The sequence below is a fragment of the Serratia sp. BW106 genome (genome assembly GCF_002607755.1).
In the GTDB taxonomy this organism is placed as follows: Bacteria; Pseudomonadota; Gammaproteobacteria; order Enterobacterales; family Enterobacteriaceae; genus Serratia; species Serratia proteamaculans.
The window spans coordinates 82,335-105,947 of the sequence record NZ_MCGS01000001.1 but is presented as its reverse complement, the minus strand read 5'-3'; the positions used below and the strand labels follow the sequence as shown (position 1 = coordinate 105,947).

General features: G+C 56.6%; 24 protein-coding genes. 19 read left to right on the top strand and 5 right to left on the bottom strand.

What is annotated here, in order from left to right:
• The first annotated feature begins 216 nt into the window (after positions 1–216).
• On the top strand, positions 217–891 hold the full coding sequence (gene tctD / locus BEI65_RS00440) for a transcriptional regulator TctD (protein ID WP_099061631.1): 675 nt from the start codon (positions 217–219) through the stop codon (positions 889–891).
• A complete protein-coding gene (locus tag BEI65_RS00435) occupies positions 878–2,296 on the top strand; it encodes a sensor histidine kinase (protein ID WP_099061630.1) in 1,419 nt (472 codons plus the stop codon). Before tctD ends, BEI65_RS00435 begins: the two co-directional genes overlap by 14 nt.
• Here BEI65_RS00435 and BEI65_RS00430 read toward each other — a convergent pair.
• Positions 2,293–3,195: a DMT family transporter gene (locus BEI65_RS00430; protein WP_099061629.1), complete on the bottom strand. Its 903-nt coding sequence runs from the start codon at positions 3,193–3,195 to the stop codon at positions 2,293–2,295. The genes BEI65_RS00435 and BEI65_RS00430 overlap by 4 nt on opposite strands.
• 117 nt (positions 3,196–3,312) lie before the next feature.
• Here BEI65_RS00430 and BEI65_RS00425 point away from each other — a divergent pair, with 117 nt between their 5' ends.
• From BEI65_RS00425 to hisP, 15 genes are all read left to right on the top strand, one after another.
• A complete protein-coding gene (locus BEI65_RS00425; RefSeq protein WP_099061628.1) occupies positions 3,313–4,086 on the top strand; it encodes a helix-turn-helix domain-containing protein in 774 nt (257 codons plus the stop codon).
• A 53-nt stretch (positions 4,087–4,139) separates the two neighbouring features.
• Positions 4,140–5,261, top strand: a complete 1,122-nt coding sequence (gene pdxB / locus BEI65_RS00420) for a 4-phosphoerythronate dehydrogenase PdxB (RefSeq protein WP_099061627.1) — start codon at positions 4,140–4,142, stop codon at positions 5,259–5,261.
• Positions 5,262–5,351: 90 nt separating this feature from the next.
• Positions 5,352–6,362, top strand: a complete 1,011-nt coding sequence (locus BEI65_RS00415; RefSeq protein ID WP_099061626.1) for an aspartate-semialdehyde dehydrogenase — start codon at positions 5,352–5,354, stop codon at positions 6,360–6,362.
• Positions 6,362–7,183 (top strand): tRNA pseudouridine(38-40) synthase TruA, encoded by an 822-nt coding sequence (gene truA, locus BEI65_RS00410; protein ID WP_085117830.1) that lies wholly within the window; start codon positions 6,362–6,364, stop codon positions 7,181–7,183. Before BEI65_RS00415 ends, truA begins: the two co-directional genes overlap by 1 nt.
• A 208-nt stretch (positions 7,184–7,391) precedes the next feature.
• Entirely contained in the window at positions 7,392–8,054 is a 663-nt protein-coding gene (locus BEI65_RS00405; RefSeq protein WP_085117828.1) for a DedA family protein, read from the top strand.
• Positions 8,055–8,285: 231 nt separating this feature from the next.
• On the top strand, positions 8,286–9,194 hold the full coding sequence (accD, locus tag BEI65_RS00400) for an acetyl-CoA carboxylase, carboxyltransferase subunit beta (RefSeq protein WP_099061625.1): 909 nt from the start codon (positions 8,286–8,288) through the stop codon (positions 9,192–9,194).
• Positions 9,195–9,343: 149 nt separating this feature from the next.
• Positions 9,344–10,609 (top strand): bifunctional tetrahydrofolate synthase/dihydrofolate synthase, encoded by a 1,266-nt coding sequence (gene folC / locus BEI65_RS00395; RefSeq protein WP_099061624.1) that lies wholly within the window; start codon positions 9,344–9,346, stop codon positions 10,607–10,609.
• Positions 10,610–11,350: a cell division protein DedD gene (dedD, locus tag BEI65_RS00390; RefSeq protein WP_099061623.1), complete on the top strand. Its 741-nt coding sequence runs from the start codon at positions 10,610–10,612 to the stop codon at positions 11,348–11,350.
• Between the two features lie 232 nt (positions 11,351–11,582).
• A complete protein-coding gene (cvpA, locus tag BEI65_RS00385) occupies positions 11,583–12,083 on the top strand; it encodes a colicin V production protein (RefSeq protein ID WP_012146043.1) in 501 nt (166 codons plus the stop codon).
• 21 nt (positions 12,084–12,104) lie between these two features.
• The gene (purF, locus tag BEI65_RS00380; protein ID WP_099061622.1) at positions 12,105–13,622 is read left to right on the top strand and encodes an amidophosphoribosyltransferase; all 1,518 of its coding nucleotides are present in this window, start codon (positions 12,105–12,107) and stop codon (positions 13,620–13,622) included.
• 131 nt (positions 13,623–13,753) lie between these two features.
• Positions 13,754–14,326 (top strand): UbiX family flavin prenyltransferase, encoded by a 573-nt coding sequence (locus tag BEI65_RS00375; protein ID WP_099061621.1) that lies wholly within the window; start codon positions 13,754–13,756, stop codon positions 14,324–14,326.
• Between the two features lie 301 nt (positions 14,327–14,627).
• Positions 14,628–15,410 carry a histidine ABC transporter substrate-binding protein HisJ gene (gene hisJ, locus BEI65_RS00370; RefSeq protein ID WP_099061620.1) on the top strand — a complete coding sequence of 261 codons (783 nt, stop codon included), beginning with the start codon at positions 14,628–14,630 and terminating at the stop codon, positions 15,408–15,410.
• Positions 15,411–15,494: 84 nt separating this feature from the next.
• Positions 15,495–16,181 carry a histidine ABC transporter permease HisQ gene (locus BEI65_RS00365; protein ID WP_099061619.1) on the top strand — a complete coding sequence of 229 codons (687 nt, stop codon included), beginning with the start codon at positions 15,495–15,497 and terminating at the stop codon, positions 16,179–16,181.
• A complete protein-coding gene (locus BEI65_RS00360) occupies positions 16,178–16,882 on the top strand; it encodes an ABC transporter permease (protein WP_012146038.1) in 705 nt (234 codons plus the stop codon). Before BEI65_RS00365 ends, BEI65_RS00360 begins: the two co-directional genes overlap by 4 nt.
• An 18-nt stretch (positions 16,883–16,900) precedes the next feature.
• Entirely contained in the window at positions 16,901–17,674 is a 774-nt protein-coding gene (hisP, locus tag BEI65_RS00355) for a histidine ABC transporter ATP-binding protein HisP (protein ID WP_020827863.1), read from the top strand.
• 41 nt (positions 17,675–17,715) lie between these two features.
• On the opposite strand, the gene BEI65_RS00350 is transcribed toward hisP, so the two are convergent.
• The 3 genes from BEI65_RS00350 to yfcG form a co-directional block, all read right to left on the bottom strand.
• On the bottom strand, positions 17,716–18,630 hold the full coding sequence (locus tag BEI65_RS00350; protein WP_099061618.1) for a TIGR01777 family oxidoreductase: 915 nt from the start codon (positions 18,628–18,630) through the stop codon (positions 17,716–17,718).
• Positions 18,631–18,657: 27 nt separating this feature from the next.
• Complete coding sequence (folX, locus tag BEI65_RS00345) at positions 18,658–19,029, bottom strand: dihydroneopterin triphosphate 2'-epimerase (protein WP_012146035.1); 372 nt, start codon at positions 19,027–19,029, stop codon at positions 18,658–18,660.
• A gap of 104 nt (positions 19,030–19,133) precedes the next feature.
• Positions 19,134–19,763, bottom strand: coding sequence for a GSH-dependent disulfide bond oxidoreductase (yfcG, locus tag BEI65_RS00340; RefSeq protein ID WP_099061617.1), 630 nt, complete (start codon positions 19,761–19,763; stop codon positions 19,134–19,136).
• A gap of 248 nt (positions 19,764–20,011) precedes the next feature.
• Here yfcG and yfcE point away from each other — a divergent pair, with 248 nt between their 5' ends.
• A complete protein-coding gene (yfcE, locus tag BEI65_RS00335) occupies positions 20,012–20,563 on the top strand; it encodes a phosphodiesterase (protein WP_085117804.1) in 552 nt (183 codons plus the stop codon).
• A 90-nt stretch (positions 20,564–20,653) separates the two neighbouring features.
• Positions 20,654–21,211 (top strand): NUDIX hydrolase YfcD, encoded by a 558-nt coding sequence (yfcD, locus tag BEI65_RS00330; protein WP_099061616.1) that lies wholly within the window; start codon positions 20,654–20,656, stop codon positions 21,209–21,211.
• Positions 21,212–21,427: 216 nt separating this feature from the next.
• Here yfcD and pta read toward each other — a convergent pair whose 3' ends face one another.
• Positions 21,428–23,590, bottom strand: coding sequence for a phosphate acetyltransferase (gene pta, locus BEI65_RS00325; RefSeq protein WP_099061644.1), 2,163 nt, complete (start codon positions 23,588–23,590; stop codon positions 21,428–21,430).
• Between the last annotated feature and the right edge of the window lie 23 nt (positions 23,591–23,613).

The window sequence follows — 23,613 nt, the reverse complement described above, 5'->3', positions numbered from 1 at the left end:
CCGCCCACGGAATAGACGGCTGCGCCGACTGGCCAGCGTTTATTCCGTGTCACAATTGTGCCCCAGCTCCCAAAACTGGCTCGGCATAACCCTTCTATCCCCCGGTCTTACGTGCCATCCTTCGGTTATCAATATGTTAATTAACCACTGACCAGAGCCGGGTCCCTCGGCACCGCATCTGGCCTGTAGGTATAGATAAATCAATGGAATGGAAAAATGCGTCTGTTATTGGTTGAAGACCATCCCGAGTTATCTCACTGGTTGCAAAAGGCGCTGACCGGCGTCGGTTTTGCCGTCGACGTCGCGCCGGACGGGCTGGCGGCCGACCATCTGTTATTAAACGAAACCTATGCGCTGGTGGTGCTCGACGTGGCGTTGCCGCGCCTGAATGGGCTGGAGCTGCTGGCCCGGCTGCGCAAGCGCGGACAGGATTTACCGGTGTTGTTACTGACGGCCAGAACCGACGTCGCCGATCGGGTCAAAGGGCTGAATCTGGGCGCAGACGATTACCTGACCAAGCCGTTCGAGCTGGATGAGCTGGAAGCGCGTATCCGGGCGTTGCTGCGCCGCAGCGTCGGCGTCACTCAACAGGCGCTGCAGTACGGGGCGCTGACCTATCATGATGAAGGCTATTTCCAACTGGACGACAAACCCTTGCAGTTGACGCCACGGGAACTGGCGGTGCTGACCGCGTTGATCCACCGGCGTGGCCGACCGGTTGCCAAACAGCAGCTGTTTGAACAGGTGTTTACCCTGTCCGATGAGGCCAATCCGGAGAGCATCGAACTGTACGTTCATCGGCTGCGGAAAAAGCTGCAGGGCAGCAATGTGGCAATAATCACCCTGCGTGGTCTGGGCTACAGCCTGGAGCTCAGCAATGAGGTGGTTTAACGCGCCGAGATCGCTGTTTTATCAACTGTTGTTATTCTTTGGTTTACCGTTGCTGGTGTTGGGCGGCATCTCGATTTATACCCACTACTTCAGCGCGATGAATGCTGCCACGCTGGCCTACGATCGCACGCTGCTAGCATCGGCGCGTACCGTGGCGGAGCGGCTGGTGGTGCGCAATGGTCGGCTGGAAGCGGATGTACCCTATGTGGTCCTCGACAGCTTCGAGCGCAACATGAACGATCAGCTGTATTACGAAGTGATCTCCCCGCTGGGGGAAAGTATTTCTGGCTATAACGATCTGCCGCCGATGCCGCCCCATATTCTGCGTTCCAGCCTGTATCCAGCGCTGGTGCATTTCTATGATGCCGAATATCGCGGCCGACCTATTCGCGTGGCTGCGCTGTACCAGCCGATCAACGAGTCTGGCGTGATGGGCATGGCGACCATTCTGGTGGCGGAAACGCTGGAGTCACGCCGCTATCTGGCGCGGCAAATGATGCTTTCCGCGTTGCTCAGCCAGGGTACCGTGGTGGTGTTGACCATGATCCTGGCCTTTGCGCTGCTCAAGCGGGTGCTGAAACCGATGCGCAAGCTTTCCGGCATCATGCTGCGGCGCGATCCGGGTGAACTGACGCCCTTGCCGATGGTGTTGCCCTGGTCGGAAATGCAGCCACTGCTATTGGCATTTAACCGTTATATTGAACGGCTGCGGCTGATGGTGGCGCGTCAGGAACGTTTCAGTGCCGACGCTTCGCACCAGCTTCGCACGCCGTTAACCGTGCTAAAGACTCAGGTGGGGGTCGCGCTGGCCAGCGATAAACCGCAGCAGTGGCGGGAAAGCCTGTTAGCGATGAGCGCTACGCTGGATAACACGGTGGCGCTGACCGATCGTCTGCTTTATCTCTCCAGGCTCAAAGCCCATGAACACCAGGCGGATCGCCAGTTGCAGCCGGTGAATCTGGCGCAGGTGCTGCGCGATGCCTGTTTTTCACGGCTGCCACAGGCGCGCAGTAAACGTATCGATCTGGGGTATGAGGGGGAATCCGTCTGTTGGGTCGGTGGGGAGGCGTTGCTGCTGACTGAACTGTGTGCCAACCTGCTGGACAATGCGCTGAAATACACCCCGAATCAGGGTACGGTCACGGCACGACTCACCATGGATACGTTGGCACGGGAGTGCGTGCTGGAAATTGAAGACAGCGGCCCAGGCATTGCCGAACAGGACACGGCGCAGGCGCTGCAGCCGTTTCATCGGCTGGATAACGTGGGCAATCAGCCCGGTGCCGGCCTGGGGCTGGCGCTGGTCAGCGACATTACCCGTTATCACGGCACCCGCCCGGAGCTGTTGACCTCGGCCACCCTGGGAGGCCTGCTGGTGCGGGTGCGCTTTCAACTGCTGCCTTAGCTTTCACACTCTGCGGTTTGTTTTGCCTTGCGTGCCAGCGGCGTGCGCAGGCGCTGCGACAGGATCACCCCCAGCAGGGTGATGCCGCCGCCGATCAAATGGTAACTGTGCAGATGTTCATGCAGGAACAGCACCGCAATGATAGCGGTAAATACCGGTGCCAGATTCATAAAGATCGACGCGGTATTGGCACCCAGACGCATTACGCCGTGGATCCACAGGTAAGGTGCAATGATCGAGGCCGGGATACCGGCGAACAGCACCAGCGGGATATTCTGGCTGGTCAGCGCGACGTCCTGCGCCATCAGAAAATTAGGCAACAGCAACACTACGCCGAAGACGATCTGTACATACAATGACTGCCAATTTGGCAGGGCGATCGCCCAGCGCTTGGTCAGCACGCCATACAGCGCATAGGCGGCGGTGGCGGCAAACATCATCAACTCGCCTTTGCCGATTCCATGTTGCAACAATTCGGCCGGGTTACCGGCGCTCACCAGCCAGATTAAGCCAGCCAGCGACAACAGGCTGCCGATCGCAATGCCCACCGTCGGTGCTACCCGCAATAACACAATACTGATCAGAATGGTCAGTAACGGGATCAGGGAAACAATAATCCCCATAAACAGCGCGCTGACGCTCTGTGCCGCGTAATAGGCCAGGCTCTGATACAGCACCATGCCCAACATGCCGAGAACCAGCAGCTTCCACCAGTTGGCGCGTATTGCCCCCCAGTGACGGATCACCCCTGGCAGGACGAAAGGCGTCAGAGCGATCAACGCCAGCAGCCAGCGGTAGAAGGAGATGGCTGCCGGATCGATGGCGGTGGCGGAGAGCTTGCTGACCACGGCATTGATTGACCAAATCAACACCGCCAGCAGAGGGAACAGCATATTCATGATAATTATTCTCATTAACAACGGACATGCTGGCTAGTTTACTCGTGTCCGGTTTATTATATATAGCGATATCCAGACAATATTTTCCCTAAACAAGACAAGTCACGGGGCGAAACCATGCCAGAAATTCGTCATTATCCCGAAGCGCTGATCCCGGCGCCACGGCCGGTGCAATTCCGCTGCGAGGAGTTCAACGCCCGTACGGAGTTTCAGCCACACCAGCACAGTTGGGGGCAGTTGATGTGGGTCAAGGCCGGTGTGATGGTGCTGCGCATCGGCGGCCAGCGTTTTTTGGCTCCGCCGGAGTTTGTGCTGTGGGCACCGGCGGGCATTGAACACTCCTGTTATAACCAGCGATTGGCGCAGTGCCGCATGGTCGATATTGCGTTGCCGCTGTGCGCCGGGCTGCCGGTTGACCCCTGTTTGATCAGCGTAACGCCGATTTTCCGCGCCATTGCCGAAGATTTTTACGCACGCAAACAATATATCCCTCAGAGCAAACAGGATTTGCGCCTGTGCCGGGCACTGATCGACCAACTGCATCTGTCGCCGATTCAGCAAACCTACCTGCCGTCGTCCGAAGACAAATTCCTGGCACCGGTGCTGGAGGCGCTGGAGCACTGCCCTTCGGACAACACGTCGCTCGCCGCCTGGGCTGCCCGGGTTTATACCACCGAACGTACGCTGTCGCGCCGTTGCCAGCAGGATCTGGGGATGTCATTCAGCGAATGGCGCCAGCGGTTGCGTTTCCTGCATGCCGTATCCTTACTGGAACAGGGAAAAACCGTGCAGGAAGTGGCGCTCGAGGTAGGGTACAGCTCGGCCTCGGCGTTTATTGTCATGTTTCAGCAAATCGCCGGTACCACCCCCGAGCGCTTTCGCCGGGCATGATTCGGTGGCACACTATTTCCCAGCGAAATAGCCGTAAACCGTCGGAGCAATAAGTGAAAATCCTGGTTGATGAAAATATGCCATACGCGACTGAATTGTTCAGTCGTTTGGGGAATGTGCAGGCGGTGCCTGGCCGTCCGATCCCGAGTGATGCGCTGGCTGATGCCGATGCGTTGATGGTGCGTTCAGTGACGAAAGTCAATGAAGCGCTGCTGGCCGGTACCCGTATTGGTTTTGTCGGCACCGCCACCGCCGGGACCGACCACGTAGACGATGCCTGGCTGCAACAGCAGGGCATCGGTTTTTCTGCGGCACCGGGCTGTAATGCCATTGCGGTGGTGGAATATGTGTTCTCCGCGCTGATGCTGCTGGCCGAACGTGACGGTTTTCAACTGCGGGATAAAACCGTCGGCATTATCGGCGTGGGCAACGTAGGCTCGCGTCTGGATGCCCGCCTGAAAGCCCTGGGGGTGCGCACCTTGTTATGCGATCCACCGCGTGCCGAACGTGGTGATGCCGGTGAGTTCTGGCCGCTGGAAAAACTGGTGGCGGAAGCCGACGTGTTGACCTTCCATACGCCGCTGAATAAATCCGGCCCTTATAACTCGCTGCACCTGGTGGGCGCTGAACTGCTGGCGGCACTGCCGGACAATCGTATTCTGATCAACGCCTGCCGCGGTGCGGTGGTGGATAATGCTGCGCTGCTGCAGGCGCTGGAAAAAGGCAAAAAGCTGAGTACAGTGCTGGATGTCTGGGAACCGGAACCGGAGCTCTCGCTACCGTTGCTGGCGCGGGTGGATATCGGCACCGCGCATATTGCCGGTTACACGCTGGAAGGCAAGGCGCGCGGCACCACTCAGGTGTTTGAAGCCTTCAGCCGCCACCTGGGGCAGCCGCAACAGATCGAGCTGGCCTCGCTGCTGCCGGTACCCGAATTCAGCCAGATCCAGCTCAATGGGCCGCTGGATGAAGGCAAATTAAAACGATTGATGCACTTGGTGTATGATGTGCGCCGCGATGATGCGCCGCTGCGCAAAGTAGCCGGGCAACCGGGCGAATTTGATCGTCTGCGCAAGCATTATCAGGAACGCCGCGAGTGGTCTTCATTGCGCGTCCAGTGCGATGACAGTGCCAGTGCGGAGCTGCTGCACAAGCTGGGTTTCCTGACGGCATAAGGCTTTCTTAAGCCACAGCGACTAATTTTGTTATCAGGGCGGTGCAGTAGCCGCCCATCTGCATTTGAATAAATACTCTGGAGAAACCCAATGTCTGACGGCTGGAATATCGCTCTGCTTGGCGCCACTGGCGCGGTAGGTGAAGCGTTGCTGGAATTATTACAGGAACGCCAGTTCCCGGTGGGCGAACTCTATCCCTTGGCAAGTGTTCGTGGTGCCGGTGCTACGGTGCGCTTCAATGGTAAATCGGTACTGGTACAAAAAGCGGAAGAATTTGACTGGTCACAGGCGCAGTTGGCGTTCTTCGTCGCCGGTACCGAGGCCTCGGCCCGCTACGCGGAAGAAGCCGGCAACATGGGCTGCCTGGTGATCGACACCAGCGGCCTGTTTGCGCTGGAGCCGGACGTGCCGCTGGTGGTCCCTGGGGTGAACCCGCAGGTGCTGGCAGATTACCGTAACCGCAATATCGTTGCCGTGGCCGACAGCATGGTCAGCCAACTGCTGACCGCGATCAAACCTCTGACCGAGCAGGCCGGGCTTTCCCGTCTGCACGTCACTACCCTGATGTCGGTATCGGCACGTGGCAAAGTGGCGGTCGACGATCTGGCCGGCCAAAGTGCACGCCTGTTGAACGGCATTCCGGCTGAAGCGGGCGTTTTTGCCAAGCAGCTGGCGTTCAACCTGTTGCCGTTGCTGGCTGATGAACAGGGCAGCGTGCGCGAGGAACGTTTGATTGTCGATCAGGTACGTAAAGTGCTGCAGGACGAAGGGTTGCCGATTTCCGTGAGCTGTGTGCAGTCGCCGGTATTCTACGGCCATGCGCAGGTGGTTCATCTGGAAGCGCTGCGCCCAATGTCTGCGGAAGAAGCACGCGGTGAACTGGAGCAGGTGGACGATATCCAACTGAGTGAAGAAGACGACTACCCGACCCAGGTGACGGAAGCCTCCGGCAGCGATGTGTTAAGCGTCGGCTGCCTGCGCAATGACTACGGCATTCCGGAGATCCTGCAGTTCTGGTCGGTCGCTGATAACGTACGCTTTGGCGGCGCGTTAATGGCGATCGAAACTGCCGAACGTCTGGTGCAGGAGCAGATGTACTGATGTCTGAAGTTGTCTTGCCCACCCAGCCGACCTTAAAAATCGCGCTGGGGATTGAATATGACGGCAGCCATTATTACGGCTGGCAGCGTCAGCAGGAAGTGGCCAGCGTGCAGGCCTGTCTGGAACAGGCGTTGAGCAAGGTGGCCAATGCGCCGATCAACGTGCTGTGCGCCGGACGTACCGACGCCGGGGTGCATGCTACCGGCCAGGTGGTACATTTTGAAACCACCGCGCAGCGCAAGGACGCCGCCTGGACGATGGGGGTCAACACCCATTTGCCGCCGGATATCGCCGTGCGCTGGGTGACCGGCGTGGCTGAAGATTTTCATGCGCGTTTCAGTGCTACTGCACGCCGCTATCGCTACATTATTTATAACCACCGCTACCGCCCGGCGGTATTACAGCAGGGGATGACCCATTTTTATCACCCGCTGGATGCCGAACGGATGGAAAGGGCGGCTCAGGCGCTGCTGGGCGAGAACGACTTTACTTCGTTCCGCGCCGTACAATGCCAGTCGCGCACGCCCTGGCGTAATGTAAAACACGTTAAGGTTACGCGCTACGGCGAGTATCTTGTGGTAGATATCAAGGCGAATGCCTTTGTACATCATATGGTTCGCAACATTGTCGGTAGCCTGATGGAAATTGGCTGCGGCAATCAGGATGAGAACTGGATGGCCGAGTTGTTGGCACTGAAGGATCGAAATCTGGCTGCGGCGACGGCGCGGGCCGACGGGTTATACCTGGTTAGCGTCGATTACCCTGAGCACTTTGCCATACCCCGGCCGGCAATGGGGCCACTGTTTTTACCCGACAATTAAACAAATGTGCCCTATGAATTTCAAGCTGCAGCTAGGCGCCCAGCTCACTCATCCCCAGGCGCTTACTTGAGTAAGTAACTGGGGTGAGTGAGTGCAGGTAACAACGCTGCAGCTTGAAAGGCGACGGGTATAAACACTGGCGCGCTTGACGCGTTACTCCCTTGTGTACCTGCCGGGTGGGTGAGACACCCGGTAAAAGAGAGAACCTATGGACATTATCAAGTTTGTGATTGATTTTATTCTGCATATTGACGTGCATCTGGCCGAACTGGTGGCGCAATACGGTATGTGGGTGTACGCGATTCTGTTCCTGATCCTGTTTTGTGAAACCGGGCTGGTGGTGACGCCTTTCCTGCCGGGCGATTCTCTGCTGTTTGTTGCCGGTGCGCTGGCGGCATTGCCGACCAACGATCTGAATGTGCACACCATGGTTGCGTTGATGATAGGTGCGGCGATACTCGGGGATGCGGTCAACTACACCATAGGTCGGCTGTTTGGGGAAAAGCTGTTCAGTAACCCGAATTCGAAAATTTTCCGCCGCAGCTACCTGGATAAAACCCACCAGTTTTATGAAAAACACGGTGGAAAAACGATTATCCTGGCGCGATTTGTGCCGATCGTGCGTACTTTTGCGCCGTTTGTTGCCGGTATGGGGCATATGTCCTATCGCCATTTTGCTGCCTACAACGTGATTGGTGCTCTGGTTTGGGTGCTGCTCTTCACTTATGCTGGCTACCTCTTTGGCGATCTGCCGATCGTGCAGGAAAACCTGAAACTGTTGATCGTGGGTATCATCATTGTTTCAATTCTGCCGGGGGTCATTGAAATTTGGCGCCATAAGCGCGCGGCTGCCCGCCAGCAAAAACAGTAAAAACATCGCTTAACCTGTCGGTTCGACCAGTTTTTTGTCCACAGAGTCGGGCCGATATGGTTTAATGAGCGACATTTATGGTCTGTTCCTGTTAACAACCTTGAAACCTGTGCCTTGCTCGCGCGCATGCCGCGTTTTGCCCAGGCATTTTTCATTGGTGTGTTTTCGGGGGGATTGTTAAAGCATGAACAGCGGACTGGCGTCTGCCAGGTTCAAACAGAAAGGTCATCGATGAGCTGGATTGAACGAATTCTTAACAAGAGCAATATCACCCAAACCCGTAAGGCGAGTATTCCTGAAGGGGTCTGGACCAAATGCGATAGCTGCGGTCAGGTTCTCTACCGCGCCGAGCTGGAGCGTAATCTGGAAGTGTGCCCGAAATGCGACCACCACATGCGCATGACTGCGCGTATGCGTCTGCATACCCTGCTGGATGAAGGCAGTGAAGTGGAACTGGGCAGCGAACTGGAGCCGAAAGACGTTCTGAAGTTCAAGGATTCCAAAAAGTATAAAGATCGCCTGGTTGCCGCACAGAAAGCGACCGGTGAAAAAGACGCGCTGGTCGTGATGAAGGGCACGCTGTACGGCATGCCGATTGTCGCGGCTTCGTTTGAATTTGCCTTTATCGGTGGTTCCATGTCGTCCGTGGTCGGTGCGCGCTTTGTGCGTGCGGTTGAGCAGGCGATGGAAGATAACTGCCCGCTGGTGTGTTTCTCAGCCAGTGGCGGTGCCCGTATGCAGGAAGCGCTGATGTCGCTGATGCAGATGGCGAAGACCAGCGCAGCGCTGGCGAAACTGCAGGAACGCGGTCTGCCGTACATTTCGGTATTGACCGATCCGACCATGGGTGGTGTTTCTGCCAGTCTGGCGATGCTGGGCGATATCAATATCGCCGAGCCGAAAGCGCTGATCGGTTTTGCCGGTCCACGCGTTATCGAACAGACGGTACGTGAAAAGCTGCCGCCGGGCTTCCAGCGCAGTGAGTTCCTGATTGAAAAAGGCGCGATCGACATGATTGTACGCCGTCCGGAAATGCGCCAGACCCTGGCGAGTATCCTTTCCAAGCTGACCAACCAGCCGCAGCCGCATTTCGATGAAGCCGCGCCGGTGTCTGAGCAGGAAAATCAGGCCGACGCCTGAGGCAATAAGTGACCCACACCGCTATCAGTCGGTGTGGGTTCAGCCGCCATTTTGTGGCTAAATGACGGCTGAAAACGGAGAGCATCGCCTTTACCGCGGTGAGGGTGGTGCCCGATGGATTAATGAACCCAAGTTCAGTGACGGGACTCATGCAAAACCACCAAATTCCCCAAGCCACGTCGCCATTGAGCTCGTGGCTTTTTTATCTGGAACGTCTGCACAGCCAGGCGATCGAACTCGGCCTGGAACGCGTACAGCGCGTTGCGGCGCATCTTGATTTACTCACTCCTGCACCGACGGTATTTACCGTTGCCGGTACCAACGGCAAAGGCACCACCTGTCGCACCCTGGAAACCATCCTGTTGGCGGCCGGTTTGCGCGTTGGCGTCTACAGCTCGCCGCACCTGGTGCGTTATACCGAACGGGTACGCATTCAGGGCGATGAACTGAGCGAGGCCGAGCATTGCCGTTCGTTCGCCGCTATTGAGGCGGGCCGGGGTGAAACTTCTTTGACCTACTTCGAATTCGGCACCCTGTCGGCGCTGCAACTGTTTAAACAGGCTAAGCTTGACGTGGTGATCCTGGAAGTCGGACTCGGTGGACGCCTGGACGCGACCAATATCGTCGATCCGAGCGTGGCGGTGGTGACCAGCATCGCGCTGGATCATACCGACTGGCTGGGCAACGATCGCGAAAGCATTGGCCGCGAAAAGGCCGGTATCTTCCGTAGCGGCAAGCCGGCGGTGGTAGGTGAACCTGATATGCCGGCCACCATTGGGCAGGTAGCGGAAACCCTGGGTGCCCAACTGTACCGCCGTGGCGATGCCTGGACCTTCAGTGAACAGGGCGAACGCTGGCAGTGGCAAGGCGGCGGCACTTTGCTGACCGACCTGCCGATGCCAAACGTCCCCTTGGCCAACGCTGCGACCGCGCTGGCAGCGCTGCATTTTTCTGCATTGGAAATTGATGAGCGGGCGATCTTCACCGGGCTGCAGCAAGCGACATTGCCTGGGCGCTTCCAGATTGTACGGCGTGAGCCGACGCTGATCCTCGACGTGGCGCATAACCCTCACGCGGCAGGCTATCTGGCCGGGCGTCTGGCGACTTTGCCGCGCAAGGGTGGCAAGGTGCGTGCGGTGGTAGGGATGTTGTCGGATAAAGACATCGCCGGCACCCTGGCCTGTTTGAGTGAGCAGGTCGATGAGTGGTATTGCGCACCGCTGGACGGGCCGCGCGGGGCCAGCGTTGAACTGTTGGCGCAATATTTGACGGAACCGCGGCAGTTTGCCGATGTCGAAACTGCCTGGCGTCAGGCTATGCAGGACGCAGATATTCAGGATATTGTGATCGTCTGTGGATCGTTCCACACCGTTGCACAGGTTATGGCGGCGTTAGACGAGATGCGGGGAGTGTGAGTGGCAAGTAAATTTCAAAACCGATTGGTCGGTACCGTTATTTTGGTCGCGCTGGGGGTGATTATCCTGCCAGGGCTGCTGGACGGTAAAAAGAAGCATTATGAGGACGAATTCGCCGCCATTCCATTGGTGCCAAAGGCCGGTGATGTGGAAGAAAACGACGTGCTGCCACCGGTAAGCCAACCGCTACCGGCACAGCCGCCGGAAGGGGCGGGCGCGTTGGTTGAGCAGCAGGCGGCCAATGAGGCCGCAGCGCAGCAGGCAGTTCGCCAGCCGACGCAGCAGCCGACGTTGGTTACGCCGCCGGTCGAAACCCGTCCACAGCCGACACCACAGCCGACGCCACAGCCAAAACCGAAACCGGTAGAGGTGAAGCCAAAACCGGTGCAGCAGCCGAAGCCGGTAGAAGTGAAGCCGGTAGTGAAACCTGAGCCAACGCCAGTACCCAAGCCTGAGCCTGCACCTGTGCAGAAACCGGCGGAAGAGAAAGCGCCGGCGGGGCAGGCTTATGTGGTGCAGCTCGGCGCGCTGAAGAACGCCGCCAAGGTCAATGAGGTGGTGGCATCGCTCAGGCTGTCCGGCTATCGCGCCTTTACCGTGCCGTCAACGCCGGTACAGGGGCAGATCACCCGGATTTATGTCGGTCCGGACGCCTCGAAACAGAAGCTGCAGTCTTCGCTGTCCGCGCTGAACTCGATCAGTGGTTTGAGCGGTCAGGTGAAGCCGTACGGCGTACGTTAAGATGAGGGGGCACAGCATGCTGTGCCCCTGAAACGATGGATGCCGATATAATCATTAAAAATAATGTGCCTTTCGTAGCTGAAATGGCCTATGTAGGCGCGGCGATTGGGAATTTTTTTATCGCCGTTTTTTATTTGTAACGTGGTAGGAAAACCCCTACGCAAACGTTTACGTTTTCTGTTAGAATTCGCCGCGAAATGGATGCAGGGGCGATTCATCATTGGAATAGTTCATGGTCTGGATTGATTACGTCATTATAGCGGTGATTGGATTTTCGGCTCTGGTGAGCCTGATCCGAGGGTTTGTTCGCGAAGCATTGTCACTTGTGACATGGGGATGTGCGTTTTTTGTTGCCAGCCATTTTTACTCTTACCTTGCAGTCTACTTCACTCGTTTTGAAGATGAACTGGTGCGAAACGGCATCGCGATTGCCATCTTGTTTATCGCGACCCTGATCGTAGGCGCTATTGTTAACTATGTGATTAGCTCACTGGTAGAGAAAACCGGGTTATCAGGCACCGACCGGGTGCTGGGCGTCTGTTTCGGCGCACTGCGCGGCGTGTTGATCGTTTCGGCGATACTGTTTTTCCTGGATACCTTTACCGGCTTTTCACAAAGTACCGACTGGAAACAGTCGCAGCTGATCCCCCAGTTCAGTTACATCATCAGGTGGTTCTTTGACTACCTGCAGAGCACGTCGAGTTTCTTGCCGACCCATTTACCGGGGCGGTAGCGCTGATGAGGAAAAGACAACATGTGCGGTATTGTCGGTATCGCCGGTTTTATGCCGGTAAACCAGTCGATTTATGATGCGTTGATGGTGCTTCAGCACCGTGGCCAGGATGCCGCAGGCATCGTCACCATAGATGCCCATAATGGGTTCCGTCTGCGTAAAGCCAACGGTCTGGTGAAGGATGTGTTTGAGGCACGCCATATGCAGCGCTTGCAGGGCAACATGGGTATTGGCCATGTGCGCTACCCGACGGCTGGCAGCTCCAGTGCCTCAGAGGCTCAACCCTTCTATGTCAACTCGCCGTTCGGCCTTACGCTGGCCCACAACGGTAACCTGACCAACGCCCATGAGCTGCGCCAAAAGCTGTTTGAAAGCGGCCGCCGCCATATCAACACCACCTCCGATTCCGAGATCCTGCTGAACGTACTGGCCAGTGAGCTGGACCGTTTCCAACATTATCCGCTGGAGTCCGACAACATTTTCACCGCCGTTGCCGCCATGCATCAGCAACTGCGTGGCGCATACGCCTGCGTAGCGATGATCATCGGCCACGGTCTGCTGGCGTTCCGTGACCCTAACGGTATCCGCCCGCTGGTGATTGGCAAACGCACGCTGGAAGATGGCCGTAACGAGTATATGGTGGCTTCCGAGAGCGTGGCACTGGACACGCTGGGCTTCGAATTCCTGCGCGACGTGGCGCCGGGCGAAGCGGTGTACATCACCGATAAAGGCCAACTGTTCACTCGCCAGTGTGCAGAGAACCCGAAAACCAACCCGTGCCTGTTCGAATACGTCTACTTTGCTCGTCCAGACTCCTTTATGGACAAGATTTCGGTCTACAGCGCCCGTGTGCGTATGGGGCAGAAGTTGGGTGAGAAGATTGCCCGTGAGTGGGAAGATTTGGACATCGACGTGGTGATCCCCATCCCGGAAACCTCCTGCGATATCGCGTTGGAAATTGCGCGTATCCTGGATAAGCCGTATCGTCAGGGCTTTGTGAAGAACCGCTATGTCGGCCGTACCTTCATCATGCCGGGCCAGCAGGCGCGCCGTAAGTCGGTACGCCGCAAGTTGAACGCCAACCGTGCCGAGTTCCGCGACAAGAATGTGCTGCTGGTGGATGATTCCATCGTGCGCGGTACCACTTCCGAGCAGATCGTAGAGATGGCGCGTGACGCCGGGGCGAAACGCGTTTATCTGGCTTCCGCTGCGCCGGAGATCCGTTTCCCTAACGTGTACGGCATCGACATGCCGAGCGCCAATGAACTGATTGCCCACGGCCGTGAAGTGGATGAAATCCGCCAGATCATCGGTGCCGACGGCTTGATCTTCCAGGACCTGGACGATCTGATCGAAGCGGTGCGCGAAGAGAACCCGGATATCAGCCAGTTCGAATGCTCGGTATTTAACGGTATCTACGTCACCAAAGACGTCGACCAGAGCTACCTCGAGTATCTGGAATCGCTGCGCAATGACGACGCCAAAGAAATGCGTGGGCAGACCGAAGCGGAAAATCTCGAAATGCACAACGAAGGCTAAGCCTTGGCCTTGACCAAAACAGTGCACCGTGGCGCTCGCTGCGGTGCATTATCCCTCCCTGACTTGCTTATGTAGCCCCATTGCGGCAAAGTCTGCCTGATCCCATTTTTTCCTTGGCAGAGGCCAGCTTTATGAAACGACTCATCATCGGTATTTCCGGCGCCAGCGGCGCAATCTACGGCGTGCGCCTGTTACAGGTATTGCGCGACGTCGCAGAGGTGGAAACCCATTTGGTGATGAGTAACGCGGCCCGGCAAACTCTGGCGCTGGAAACCGATCTCAGCCTGCGTGAAGTGCAGGCGCTGGCCGATGTGGTGCATGACTCACGCGACATTGGTGCCAGTATTTCTTCCGGTTCGTTCAAAACGGCCGGGATGGTGATTTTACCTTGCTCGATCAAAACATTATCGGGTATCGCCAATAGCTACAGTGACGGTCTGCTGACGCGGGCTGCCGATGTGGTGCTGAAAGAGCGTCGTCGGTTAGTGCTGTGCGTACGTGAAACCCCGTTGCATATCGGCCATCTGCGCCTGATGACTCAGGTGGCGGAAATGGGAGCGGTGATCATGCCGCCCGTGCCGGCGTTTTATCATCGCCCTGAAAGCGTAGAAGATATCATCGATCAAACCGTTAACCGGGTGGTCGATCAGTTTGACATTGAATTACCGCAAGATTTATTTGCCCGCTGGCAAGGCACGAATTAACAAATTTTTCCCCAATTTGGTACATTTGTGCAACACCGCACTGAATTAGGGCGGCGCATGCACCATAATGATCCCACTTCATCACGCTCACTGTTTCAAGGCTCTGGTATTTCTCCATTGCCCGTGGCGCGGCCAACACTGGCCGATTTAATTTTGCGGTTATCGTCCCAGGAAACAGTTTTGTGAAGGCCGGAGCCGTTCCCTCCGCCTACAGCAACAAATGTGGCACGATTACTGCAAATTGATTTGGTGGAAAAGTAATGCCCGCAGTGGCATCAAAAAATCAATTTGAGGGTAATTTATGAAAAAGCTGGTTAAGGTTCTCCCTTTAGTCTTGGCTTTAGCAGCAGCAAGCAGCGCATTTGCCGCGGTACCATCGACGCTGAAGATAGGTACCGATCCGACCTATGCACCATTTGAATCCAAAAATGCCAAAGGTGAGCTGGTCGGTTTTGATATCGATCTGGCCAAAGAGCTGTGTAAACGCATAAATACCCAATGTACCTTTGTGGAAAGCGATTTTGACGCGCTGATCCCGTCCCTGAAGGCGAAGAAAATTGACGCCATCATCTCTTCTCTGTCGATCACCGAAAAACGCCAGCAGGAAATAGCCTTTACCGACAAGCTGTACGCCGCTAACGCCCGTCTGATTGCACCGAAAGGCTCCAAGCTGCTGCCAACCGTGGACGCGCTGAAAGGCAAGAGCGTCGGCGTGTTGCAGGGCACCACCCAGGAAGCCTATGCCAACGCCATGTGGCAGCCTAAGGGCATCACCGTTGTGCCTTATCAGAACCAGGATCTGGTGTATGCCGACTTGGCATCCGGCCGTATCGATGCCGCCTTCCAGGACGAAGTGGCGGGCAGCGATGGCTTCCTGAAACAGCCTCCAGGCAAGGATTATGCTTTTGCCGGTGAGTCGGTGAAGGATGACAAATTCTTCGGCGTGGGTACCGGCATGGGCCTGCGCAAGACCGATACCGAGCTGAAAGCGGCGCTGGATAAAGCCTTTGCTGAAATGCGCAAAGACGGCACTTACGACAAGTTCGCGAAGAAATACTTCGATTTTGACGTCTACGGCGGTTAATGCCGCAACCGTTCCGTGTTGTGACTTCGGGGCTGGCTCGCCGGCCCCGATGGTTCGGGATCCAATGACGACAGGGTGAAGTAAATGCTGCAAGGCTATTCCCAATTGATATTTGAGGGCGCTCTGGTGACGCTGGAGCTGGCCCTCAGTTCTGTACTGCTGGCGCTGGTGATCGGTTTGATCGGTGCCGGTGGCAAGCTTTCCCAAAATCGCCTGCTTTCAACGCTGTTTGGCGCCTATACCACGCTGATCCGCGGCGTGCCTGACCTGGTGCTGATGCTGTTGATTTTCTACGGCCTGCAAATTGCGCTCAACAACCTCACCGAACTGCTTGGCTTCTCGCAAATCGATATTGATCCGCTCAGCGCGGGGATCATCACCCTCGGGTTTATCTACGGTGCCTATTTCACTGAAACCTTCCGCGGTGCCTATATGGCCGTGCCGAAGGGGCAGATCGAGGCGGCAACCGCCTATGGCTTCACCGGTTCGCAGATTTTCCGCCGCATTCTGTTTCCCGCGATGATGCGTTTTGCCCTGCCGGGCATTGGCAACAACTGGCAGGTGATCCTGAAGGCGACGGCGCTGGTATCTATTCTGGGCCTGAATGACGTGGTGAAAGCCACTCAATTGGCCGGTAAAGGTACCTATCAGCCGTTCTTCTTTGCGATCGTCGCCGGGGTGGTTTATCTGATTTTCACTACTCTCTCCAATGGCGTGTTGCTGTGGCTTGAACGGCGTTATTCCCTGGGCGTCCGGAGGGCTGAGCTATGATCGAAATTTTGCAACAGTACTGGCAATCGCTGCTGTGGAGTGACGGCTACCGTTTTACCGGTGTCGCCGTCACCTTATGGCTGCTGATTTCCTCGGTGGTGATGGGCGGCTTACTGGCGATCCCAATGGCGGTGGCGCGCGTTTCTTCCATCACCTGGGTGCGTTTCCCGGTCTGGCTCTACACCTATATTTTCCGCGGCACGCCGCTGTATGTGCAACTGCTGGTGTTTTACTCCGGTATGTACAGCCTGGAAATCGTCCGTGGGACGGACTTCCTCAATGCCTTCTTCCGCAGCGGGCTTAACTGCACCATTTTGGCGCTGACGCTGAACACCTGTGCCTATACCACCGAGATCTTCGCCGGGGCGATCCGCTCGGTGTCGCACGGTGAAATCGAGGCGGCCAATGCCTATGGCTTCTCACGCTTCAAAATGTACCGCTGCATCATTTTGCCTTCTGCGCTGCGCACCGCACTGCCGGCCTACAGCAACGAAGTGATCCTGATGCTGCATTCCACCGCACTGGCGTTTACCGCCACCGTGCCGGACTTGTTGAAGATAGCGCGAGATATCAATGCGGCGACCTACCAGCCGTTCTATGCCTTTGGCATTGCGGCGGTGCTGTATCTGATCATCTCTTACGGGTTAATCAGCCTGTTCCGCAAGGCGGAAAAGCGCTGGATGGCACACGTTAATCACTGATAATGACGGGAACCTACTATGTCTGAGAATAAATTAGCCGTCACCGAACTGCATAAACGCTATGGCGAACACGAAGTGCTGAAAGGCGTCTCGCTGGCGGCCAACGCAGGGGATGTGATTAGCATCATCGGGTCTTCCGGCTCCGGTAAAAGTACCTTTTTACGCTGCATTAACTTCCTGGAGAAGCCGAGTGAAGGCTCCATCAGCCTGAACAACGAAGATATCCGCATGGTGCGTGACAAGGACGGCCAACTGAAGGTCTTCGACAAGAAACAGCTGCAGCTGCTGCGTACCCGCCTGACTATGGTGTTCCAGCATTTTAACCTGTGGAGCCACATGACGGTGCTGGAGAACGTGATGGAGGCGCCGGTACAGGTGCTGGGGCTGAGCAAGACCGAAGCGCGTGAGCGCGCGATACGTTATCTGGATAAGGTGGGTATCGACGAGCGGGCTCGCGGCAAATACCCGGTGCATCTGTCTGGCGGCCAGCAACAGCGTGTGTCTATCGCGCGCGCCCTGGCGATGGAACCGGAAGTTTTACTGTTCGATGAGCCGACGTCGGCGCTGGATCCGGAGTTGGTGGGGGAAGTCCTGCGCATCATGCAGAAGCTGGCGGAAGAGGGCAAAACCATGGTGGTGGTAACCCACGAAATGGAGTTTGCGCGCCATGTTTCCAGCCACGTGATCTTCCTGCACAAAGGGCTGATCGAAGAGCAGGGGCCACCGGCTGAGCTGTTTGGCAATCCGAAAAGTCCTCGCCTGCAGCAGTTCCTGTCCGGCGCGTTAAAATAGTGACCTGTCGGGGCCGGATCTTTCTGGCCCCGAGCGGATCATCAGCGGGTTTCGGCCCGCTGATTAATCACATCATCCAATGCCTGTTCCAGCTCCAAAAAGCGGAAGCTAAAACCGGCTTCCTCCAGCCTTCTGGGTACTGCTCGCTGTCCACCCAACACTAATACTGCGGCTTCCCCCATCAATAAACGCATGGCGAATGCCGGTACGCGTAGAAATGCCGGCCGATCGAGCACGTTGGCGAGCTGAGCGGTAAACTGTTCGTTGTGAACCGGGTAGGGGGCAACCATATTGAACGGCCCTTGCAGGGTTTGGTGTTCCAGCAAATAGACAATGCCATCGACCATGTCTTCCAGATGGATCCATGGCAGATATTGGCGGCCGTCGCCTATGGGACCGCCCAGCCCAAAGCGGAACGGCGGCAGCATTTTCGCCAAGGCACCGCCTTTGGGCGCCAGCACCACGCCGGTACGTAGCAAACAGACGCGGGTGGCATCGCTTTGCGCTTGCAAAGCCAGGGACTCCCAGCGTTGGCACAGCTGATGGGTGAATTCGTCGTGTGGGGCTTCGTCTTCGGTGACCACCGCCTGGCCCTGATCGCCATAGTAGCCAATCGCAGAACCGGAAATCAGCACGCTGGGTGGCGCGCTGCCGGCGTTAATCAGCTTGGCCAACTGCTCGGTCAGATCCCAACGGCTGTGGCACAGTCGCTCTTTCTGCGCTTTGCTCCAGCGCTTGTCGGCGATCGGCTCCCCGGCCAGGTTGATCACTGCGTCAAAACCGTCCAGCGAGGGCTGATCCTGCAGCGTTGACCAGTAGCTGACCTGCTCGCCGAACTGCTCACGTGCGCGCTGCACGTTGCGGCTCAGCACCGTAATTTGGTGAGAAAGGCCCAGCAGCCGCTGCGTCAGGCTGCTCCCTATCAATCCTGTGGCACCGGTGATCAGGATCCGCATGGTCGATTCTCCCTGAAACTGTGGTTTTCAGGCCCGGCGATAGCTCATGGTCATCGAAACCGAGTCGGCGTAGCGCAGGGCCAGTAGTTTATCTATCTCCACTTCAGCATAGGTTACCCAGGCGTGTTGTTTCACGATATCGAGCACATCCTGAGTTAATTTTTCCAGCAGGGCGAAGCGGTTATCTTCCACATGACGGATGATGGCTTTGGTGATGGTGCGGTAATTGAGCGCGTCGTCGATATTTTCACTGTCGCGCGCCTTGTCCGCCGGGTAATGGATCACCACGTTAATCAGGATGTCCTGACGGTTGTTGATTTCTTCTTCCTTGATACCGATGAATGTACGCAACCGCAGATTTTTTATACGAATAATGGCGTCGGGTTGACTGAATGACATCAGAGAGTCTCCACAGGTCTGATTATTGGTGCTCAGAATACACGGAAAGCAGGGAAAAGATAACGAGCCGGGGGAAACTCCCCGGAGGCCGGGGAGCTGGAAATTTAACCCTGCTCAGCCAGCTTGTAGGCACGCTCGGTAGCCGGGCGGTTGCTGATGCGTTCGAACCAGTTGCGTACCGCCGGATAATCCGCCAGATCGATGCGCTGACGCGGGTGTGACACCACCCAGGGATAGGTCGCGATATCGGCTATGCTGTAGTTGTCACCGCCCAGATAGGGGTGCTTTTGCAGCTCGGCTTCCAGCACGGCATACAGGCGCTTGGTTTCCAGGTGGTAGCGTTCGATGGCGTAAGGCACCGGCTGTGGCGCGTAGTGGTTGAAGTGGTGATTTTGCCCGAGCATGGGCCCAAAGCCCGCCACTTGCCAAAACAACCACTGCAGCGTGGCAGCGCGCTCACGCAGCCCTTTGCTCAGCAGCTTGCCGGTTTTCTCCGCCAGGTACAGCAGAATTTCGCCGGACTCGAACAGGCTGATCGGCGTACCGCCATCAACCGGTTGCTGGTCGACAATCGCCGGGATTTTGTTGTTGGGTGAAATGCTCAGAAAATCCGGCTTGAACTGGTCGCCGGCGCTGATATTTACGCGGTGGATACGGTAGGGTAAGCCAACCTCCTCCAGAAACAGGGTAATCTTGTGACCATTGGGAGTAGGCGCGTAATACAGGTCAATCATGTTGCCTCCTGCGGTAAGGTGATCTGTAAGTCATTACACGTTGTTGCGGTCTTCGCCGCGCACAAAGGTATATCAGAGATCTTTCTCTAGGGTTACCAACAATAGCAGCTAAGAATAGCAGGCTATGTGAGATTCGTCTGATGCTATCTCCACAAGATGCATCACAATGCTTTGCAGGCGCATCTGCGGTTTGCCGCACGGTGCCAGCGCGCTAAAATAGGGCTTATTTCCTTATCAGGGACAAGGTTATGAAGCTGTTATTTGCCTCGGACATACATGGTTCGCTCCCCGCCACCGAAAGCGTGCTGGAGCGTTTTGAACAAAGCGGCGCCGACTGGCTGATCCTGCTGGGCGATTTGCTGAATCATGGGCCGCGCAATGCACTGCCGGTGGGTTATCAGCCGACGCAGGTTGCCGAACAATTGAATCGCTATAGCGACAAGATCATCGCCGTTCGCGGCAACTGTGACAGTGAAGTCGATCAGATGCTACTGTCTTTCCCTATCACCGCGTCTTGGCAGCAGGTGCTATTACAAAAAAGACGATTGTTTTTAACCCACGGTCACCTTTATCATCCCTCGGCACTGCCGCCGTTATCTGCCGGTGATGTGTTGGTCTACGGACACAGCCATTTGCCGCAGGCGGAACGGCAGGGAGAAATTTACTGCTTTAATCCAGGGTCGGTCAGCATTCCGAAAGGGGGCTTTCCTGCCAGCTATGGCATACTGGAGGACGGCGTTTTAAGTGTGGTCACTTTGCTCGGCGGCAAGGCTGTTGCAGAGGTGGCATTAACGCACTAATTTATACACACACAATAAAAATCTTTGAAAAACACTCATTGATTAACCAGTGCGCGGGATGCATCGCGCCAAAATAGAAGGTTTTAGAGGATGGCGGAACAGGATCAGGCTGCAGATACCGAGTGGGTTGATATCGTCAACGAGCAAAACGAAGTGATTGCTCAATCCAGTCGCCAACAGATGCGTGCCCAACGGCTGCGTCATCGTGCTACCTATATTGTGGTGCATGATGGAATGGGAAAAATTCTGGTGCAGCGTCGCACCGACATTAAAGATTTCTATCCGGGCTGGCTGGACGCCACTGCGGGTGGTGTGGTGCAGAGCGGGGAGAATGTACTGGATTCCGCCCGTCGCGAAGCGGAAGAGGAGCTGGGCATTGCCGGCGTGCCTTTCGCCGAACACGGCCTGTTTTACTTTGAAGAAGATCAGTGCCGGGTGTGGGGCGCATTATTCAGTTGCGTATCTCACGGCCCGTTTGCGCTGCAGGAAGAAGAAGTGGCTGAGGTGAGCTGGCTGACGCCGGAAGAGATCACCGCCCGCTGCGACGAATTCACGCCAGATTCGCTAAAAGCGCTGTCGCTCTGGCTGACACGCAACAACGAGCAGGCTTACGGTAAACCGCTACGCGATAGCGATGAAAATGCCTGATGGGGTTTCAGAAATGAAAAAGCCGGTCAATTGACCGGCTCAGATTGCTGACAAAGTTCTTTGCAGTTAAAAGTCTTGAACTGATGGCTAATAAAAAACAAAGGATTATGTCTTCTGATTTACCCCAAACATCCGAAAACCACGTTTTTCGGGTGTTTGTCATCAGACTAAGCCGGTCAATTGACCGGCTTTTTTTATCGGATAACCCAGAGGTTATCAGGCTTTCACTACAGCTTCATCAGCCTGGGAAGACTGAATGGCGGTCAGCGCCACGGTGTAAACAATGTCGTCTACCAGTGCGCCACGTGACAGGTCGTTCACCGGCTTGCGCATGCCTTGCAGCATTGGCCCGATGGACACCAGGTCAGCAGAACGCTGTACCGCTTTGTAGGTGGTGTTACCGGTGTTCAGGTCCGGGAAGATGAACACGGTAGCCTGGCCCGCAACCGGTGAGTTAGGCGCCTTGGATTTGGCTACGTCAGCCATGATCGCGGCGTCGTACTGCAACGGACCGTCGATGATCAGGTCAGGACGTTTTTCCTGTGCCAGACGGGTCGCTTCACGCACTTTCTCAACGTCGCTGCCCGCACCGGAGTTGCCGGTGGAGTAGGAGATCATCGCTACGCGTGGTTCGATACCGAAAGCGGCGGCGGAGTCGGCTGACTGGATTGCGATCTCAGACAGTTGCTCAGCGGTTGGATCCGGGTTGATCGCACAGTCGCCGTACACCAGAACCTGGTCAGGCAGCAGCATGAAGAACACGGAGGACACCAGCGAGCTGCCCGGTGCGGTTTTGATCAACTGCAGCGGTGGACGGATGGTGTTGGCAGTAGTGTGAACCGCGCCGGAAACTAGCCCGTCAACTTCGCCTTTCTCCAGCATCAGGGTGCCGAGAACCACGTTGTCTTCCAGTTGCTCACGCGCAACCACTTCGGTCATGCCCTTGCTCTTACGCAGCTCAACCAGACGCGGCACATAGAGTTCGCGGACGGCGACCGGATCAACGATTTCGATGCCTTTGCCCAGTTCAACGCCCTGAGCGGCAGCAACGCGCTTGATCTCTTCCGGATTACCCAACAGCACGCATTCTGCGATACCGCGTTCGGCACAGATAGCTGCCGCTTTCACGGTACGCGGCTCGTCACCTTCAGGCAGCACAATGCGTTTGCCGGCTTTGCGTGCCAGCTCGGTCAGTTCGTAACGGAATGCCGGTGGAGACAGACGACGTGAACGCTCGGAGGTGGCGGTCAGAGACTCGATCCATTCGGCGTTGATGTGGCTGGCCACGTAGTTCTGCACTTTCTCGATGCGCTGATGGTCGTCCGCCGGCACTTCAAGGTTGAAGCTTTGCAGGCTGAGCGAGGTCTGCCAGGTGTTGGTGTCGACCATAAATACCGGCAGGCCGGTCTGGAAGGCACGTTCACACAGCTTTCTGATCGGCTCGTCGATGGCATAACCACCGGTCAGCAGGATGGCGCCGATTTCTACGCCATTCATCGCAGCCAGACAGGCAGAAACCAGCACGTCAGGACGGTCTGCCGAGGTCACCAGCAGTGAGCCTGGGCGGAAGTGTTCCAGCATGTGCGGGATGCTGCGCGCACAGAAGGTCACAGACTTCACGCGGCGGGTCATGATGTCGCCTTCATTGACCACGGAGGCCTTCAGGTGACGAGCCATGTCGATAGCGCGGGTGGCGATCAGATCAAAGCTCCACGGCACGCAACCCAGAATCGGCAGCGGGCTGTTGGCGAACAGCTGCGCCGGGTCAACGTTGGTCACGCTGGCCTTGGTGGAGTCGTCGAAGATCTCGGACAGGTCAGGACGGGTGCGGCCCTGCTCGTCAACCGGGGCGTTCAGCTTGTTGATGATCACGCCGGTGATGTTTTTGTTTTTGCTGCCGCCGAAGCTGCTGCGGGCCAGCTCGATGCGCTCTTTCAGCTGTGCCGGGGAGTCGTTACCCAGCGCCAGCACGAAGACGATTTCTGCATTCAGCGTTTTGGCGATTTCGTAGTTCAGCGCGTTGGCGAACTGATGTTTACGGGTCGGTACCAGACCTTCGATCAACACCACTTCTGCGTCTTTGGTGTTTTCGTGGTAGCGAGCCACGATCTCTTCCATCAGCTCATCTTGCTTGTTGGAGCTCAGCAGGCCCTCAACGTAGCTCATGCGCAGCGGTTCGGCCGCGGTGATGGTGGAGTTGCTGCTGCGGATGATGGTGGTGGTTTGATCGAGCGAGTCGCCGCCAGTACGTGGCTGTGCGATAGGTTTGAACACGCTCAGGCTAACGCCTTTTTGCTCCATGGAGCGAATGACACCCAGGCTGACGCTGGTCAGGCCGACGCTGGTGCCAGTGGGGATCAACATAATTGTACGTGACACAGAATAGTCCTCTTCACGAATTA

Bases quoted from the DNA above. Each gene is read 5' to 3' on its own strand.
- hisJ (WP_099061620.1), top strand. From the start codon at position 14,628: ATGAAAAAGCTGGTTAAGGTTCTCCCTTTAGTCTTGGCTTTAGCAGCA.
- yfcG (WP_099061617.1), bottom strand. From the start codon at position 19,763: ATGATTGACCTGTATTACGCGCCTACTCCCAATGGTCACAAGATTACC.
- purF (WP_099061622.1), top strand. From the start codon at position 12,105: ATGTGCGGTATTGTCGGTATCGCCGGTTTTATGCCGGTAAACCAGTCG.
- hisP (WP_020827863.1), top strand. From the start codon at position 16,901: ATGTCTGAGAATAAATTAGCCGTCACCGAACTGCATAAACGCTATGGC.
- yfcE (WP_085117804.1), top strand. From the start codon at position 20,012: ATGAAGCTGTTATTTGCCTCGGACATACATGGTTCGCTCCCCGCCACC.
- tctD (WP_099061631.1), top strand. From the start codon at position 217: ATGCGTCTGTTATTGGTTGAAGACCATCCCGAGTTATCTCACTGGTTG.
- BEI65_RS00375 (WP_099061621.1), top strand. From the start codon at position 13,754: ATGAAACGACTCATCATCGGTATTTCCGGCGCCAGCGGCGCAATCTAC.
- folC (WP_099061624.1), top strand. From the start codon at position 9,344: ATGCAAAACCACCAAATTCCCCAAGCCACGTCGCCATTGAGCTCGTGG.
- folX (WP_012146035.1), bottom strand. From the start codon at position 19,029: ATGTCATTCAGTCAACCCGACGCCATTATTCGTATAAAAAATCTGCGG.
- BEI65_RS00430 (WP_099061629.1), bottom strand. From the start codon at position 3,195: ATGAATATGCTGTTCCCTCTGCTGGCGGTGTTGATTTGGTCAATCAAT.
- BEI65_RS00435 (WP_099061630.1), top strand. From the start codon at position 878: ATGAGGTGGTTTAACGCGCCGAGATCGCTGTTTTATCAACTGTTGTTA.
- accD (WP_099061625.1), top strand. From the start codon at position 8,286: ATGAGCTGGATTGAACGAATTCTTAACAAGAGCAATATCACCCAAACC.
- BEI65_RS00360 (WP_012146038.1), top strand. From the start codon at position 16,178: ATGATCGAAATTTTGCAACAGTACTGGCAATCGCTGCTGTGGAGTGAC.
- BEI65_RS00350 (WP_099061618.1), bottom strand. From the start codon at position 18,630: ATGCGGATCCTGATCACCGGTGCCACAGGATTGATAGGGAGCAGCCTG.
- cvpA (WP_012146043.1), top strand. From the start codon at position 11,583: ATGGTCTGGATTGATTACGTCATTATAGCGGTGATTGGATTTTCGGCT.
- BEI65_RS00405 (WP_085117828.1), top strand. From the start codon at position 7,392: ATGGACATTATCAAGTTTGTGATTGATTTTATTCTGCATATTGACGTG.
- yfcD (WP_099061616.1), top strand. From the start codon at position 20,654: ATGGCGGAACAGGATCAGGCTGCAGATACCGAGTGGGTTGATATCGTC.
- BEI65_RS00425 (WP_099061628.1), top strand. From the start codon at position 3,313: ATGCCAGAAATTCGTCATTATCCCGAAGCGCTGATCCCGGCGCCACGG.
- BEI65_RS00365 (WP_099061619.1), top strand. From the start codon at position 15,495: ATGCTGCAAGGCTATTCCCAATTGATATTTGAGGGCGCTCTGGTGACG.
- BEI65_RS00415 (WP_099061626.1), top strand. From the start codon at position 5,352: ATGTCTGACGGCTGGAATATCGCTCTGCTTGGCGCCACTGGCGCGGTA.
- truA (WP_085117830.1), top strand. From the start codon at position 6,362: ATGTCTGAAGTTGTCTTGCCCACCCAGCCGACCTTAAAAATCGCGCTG.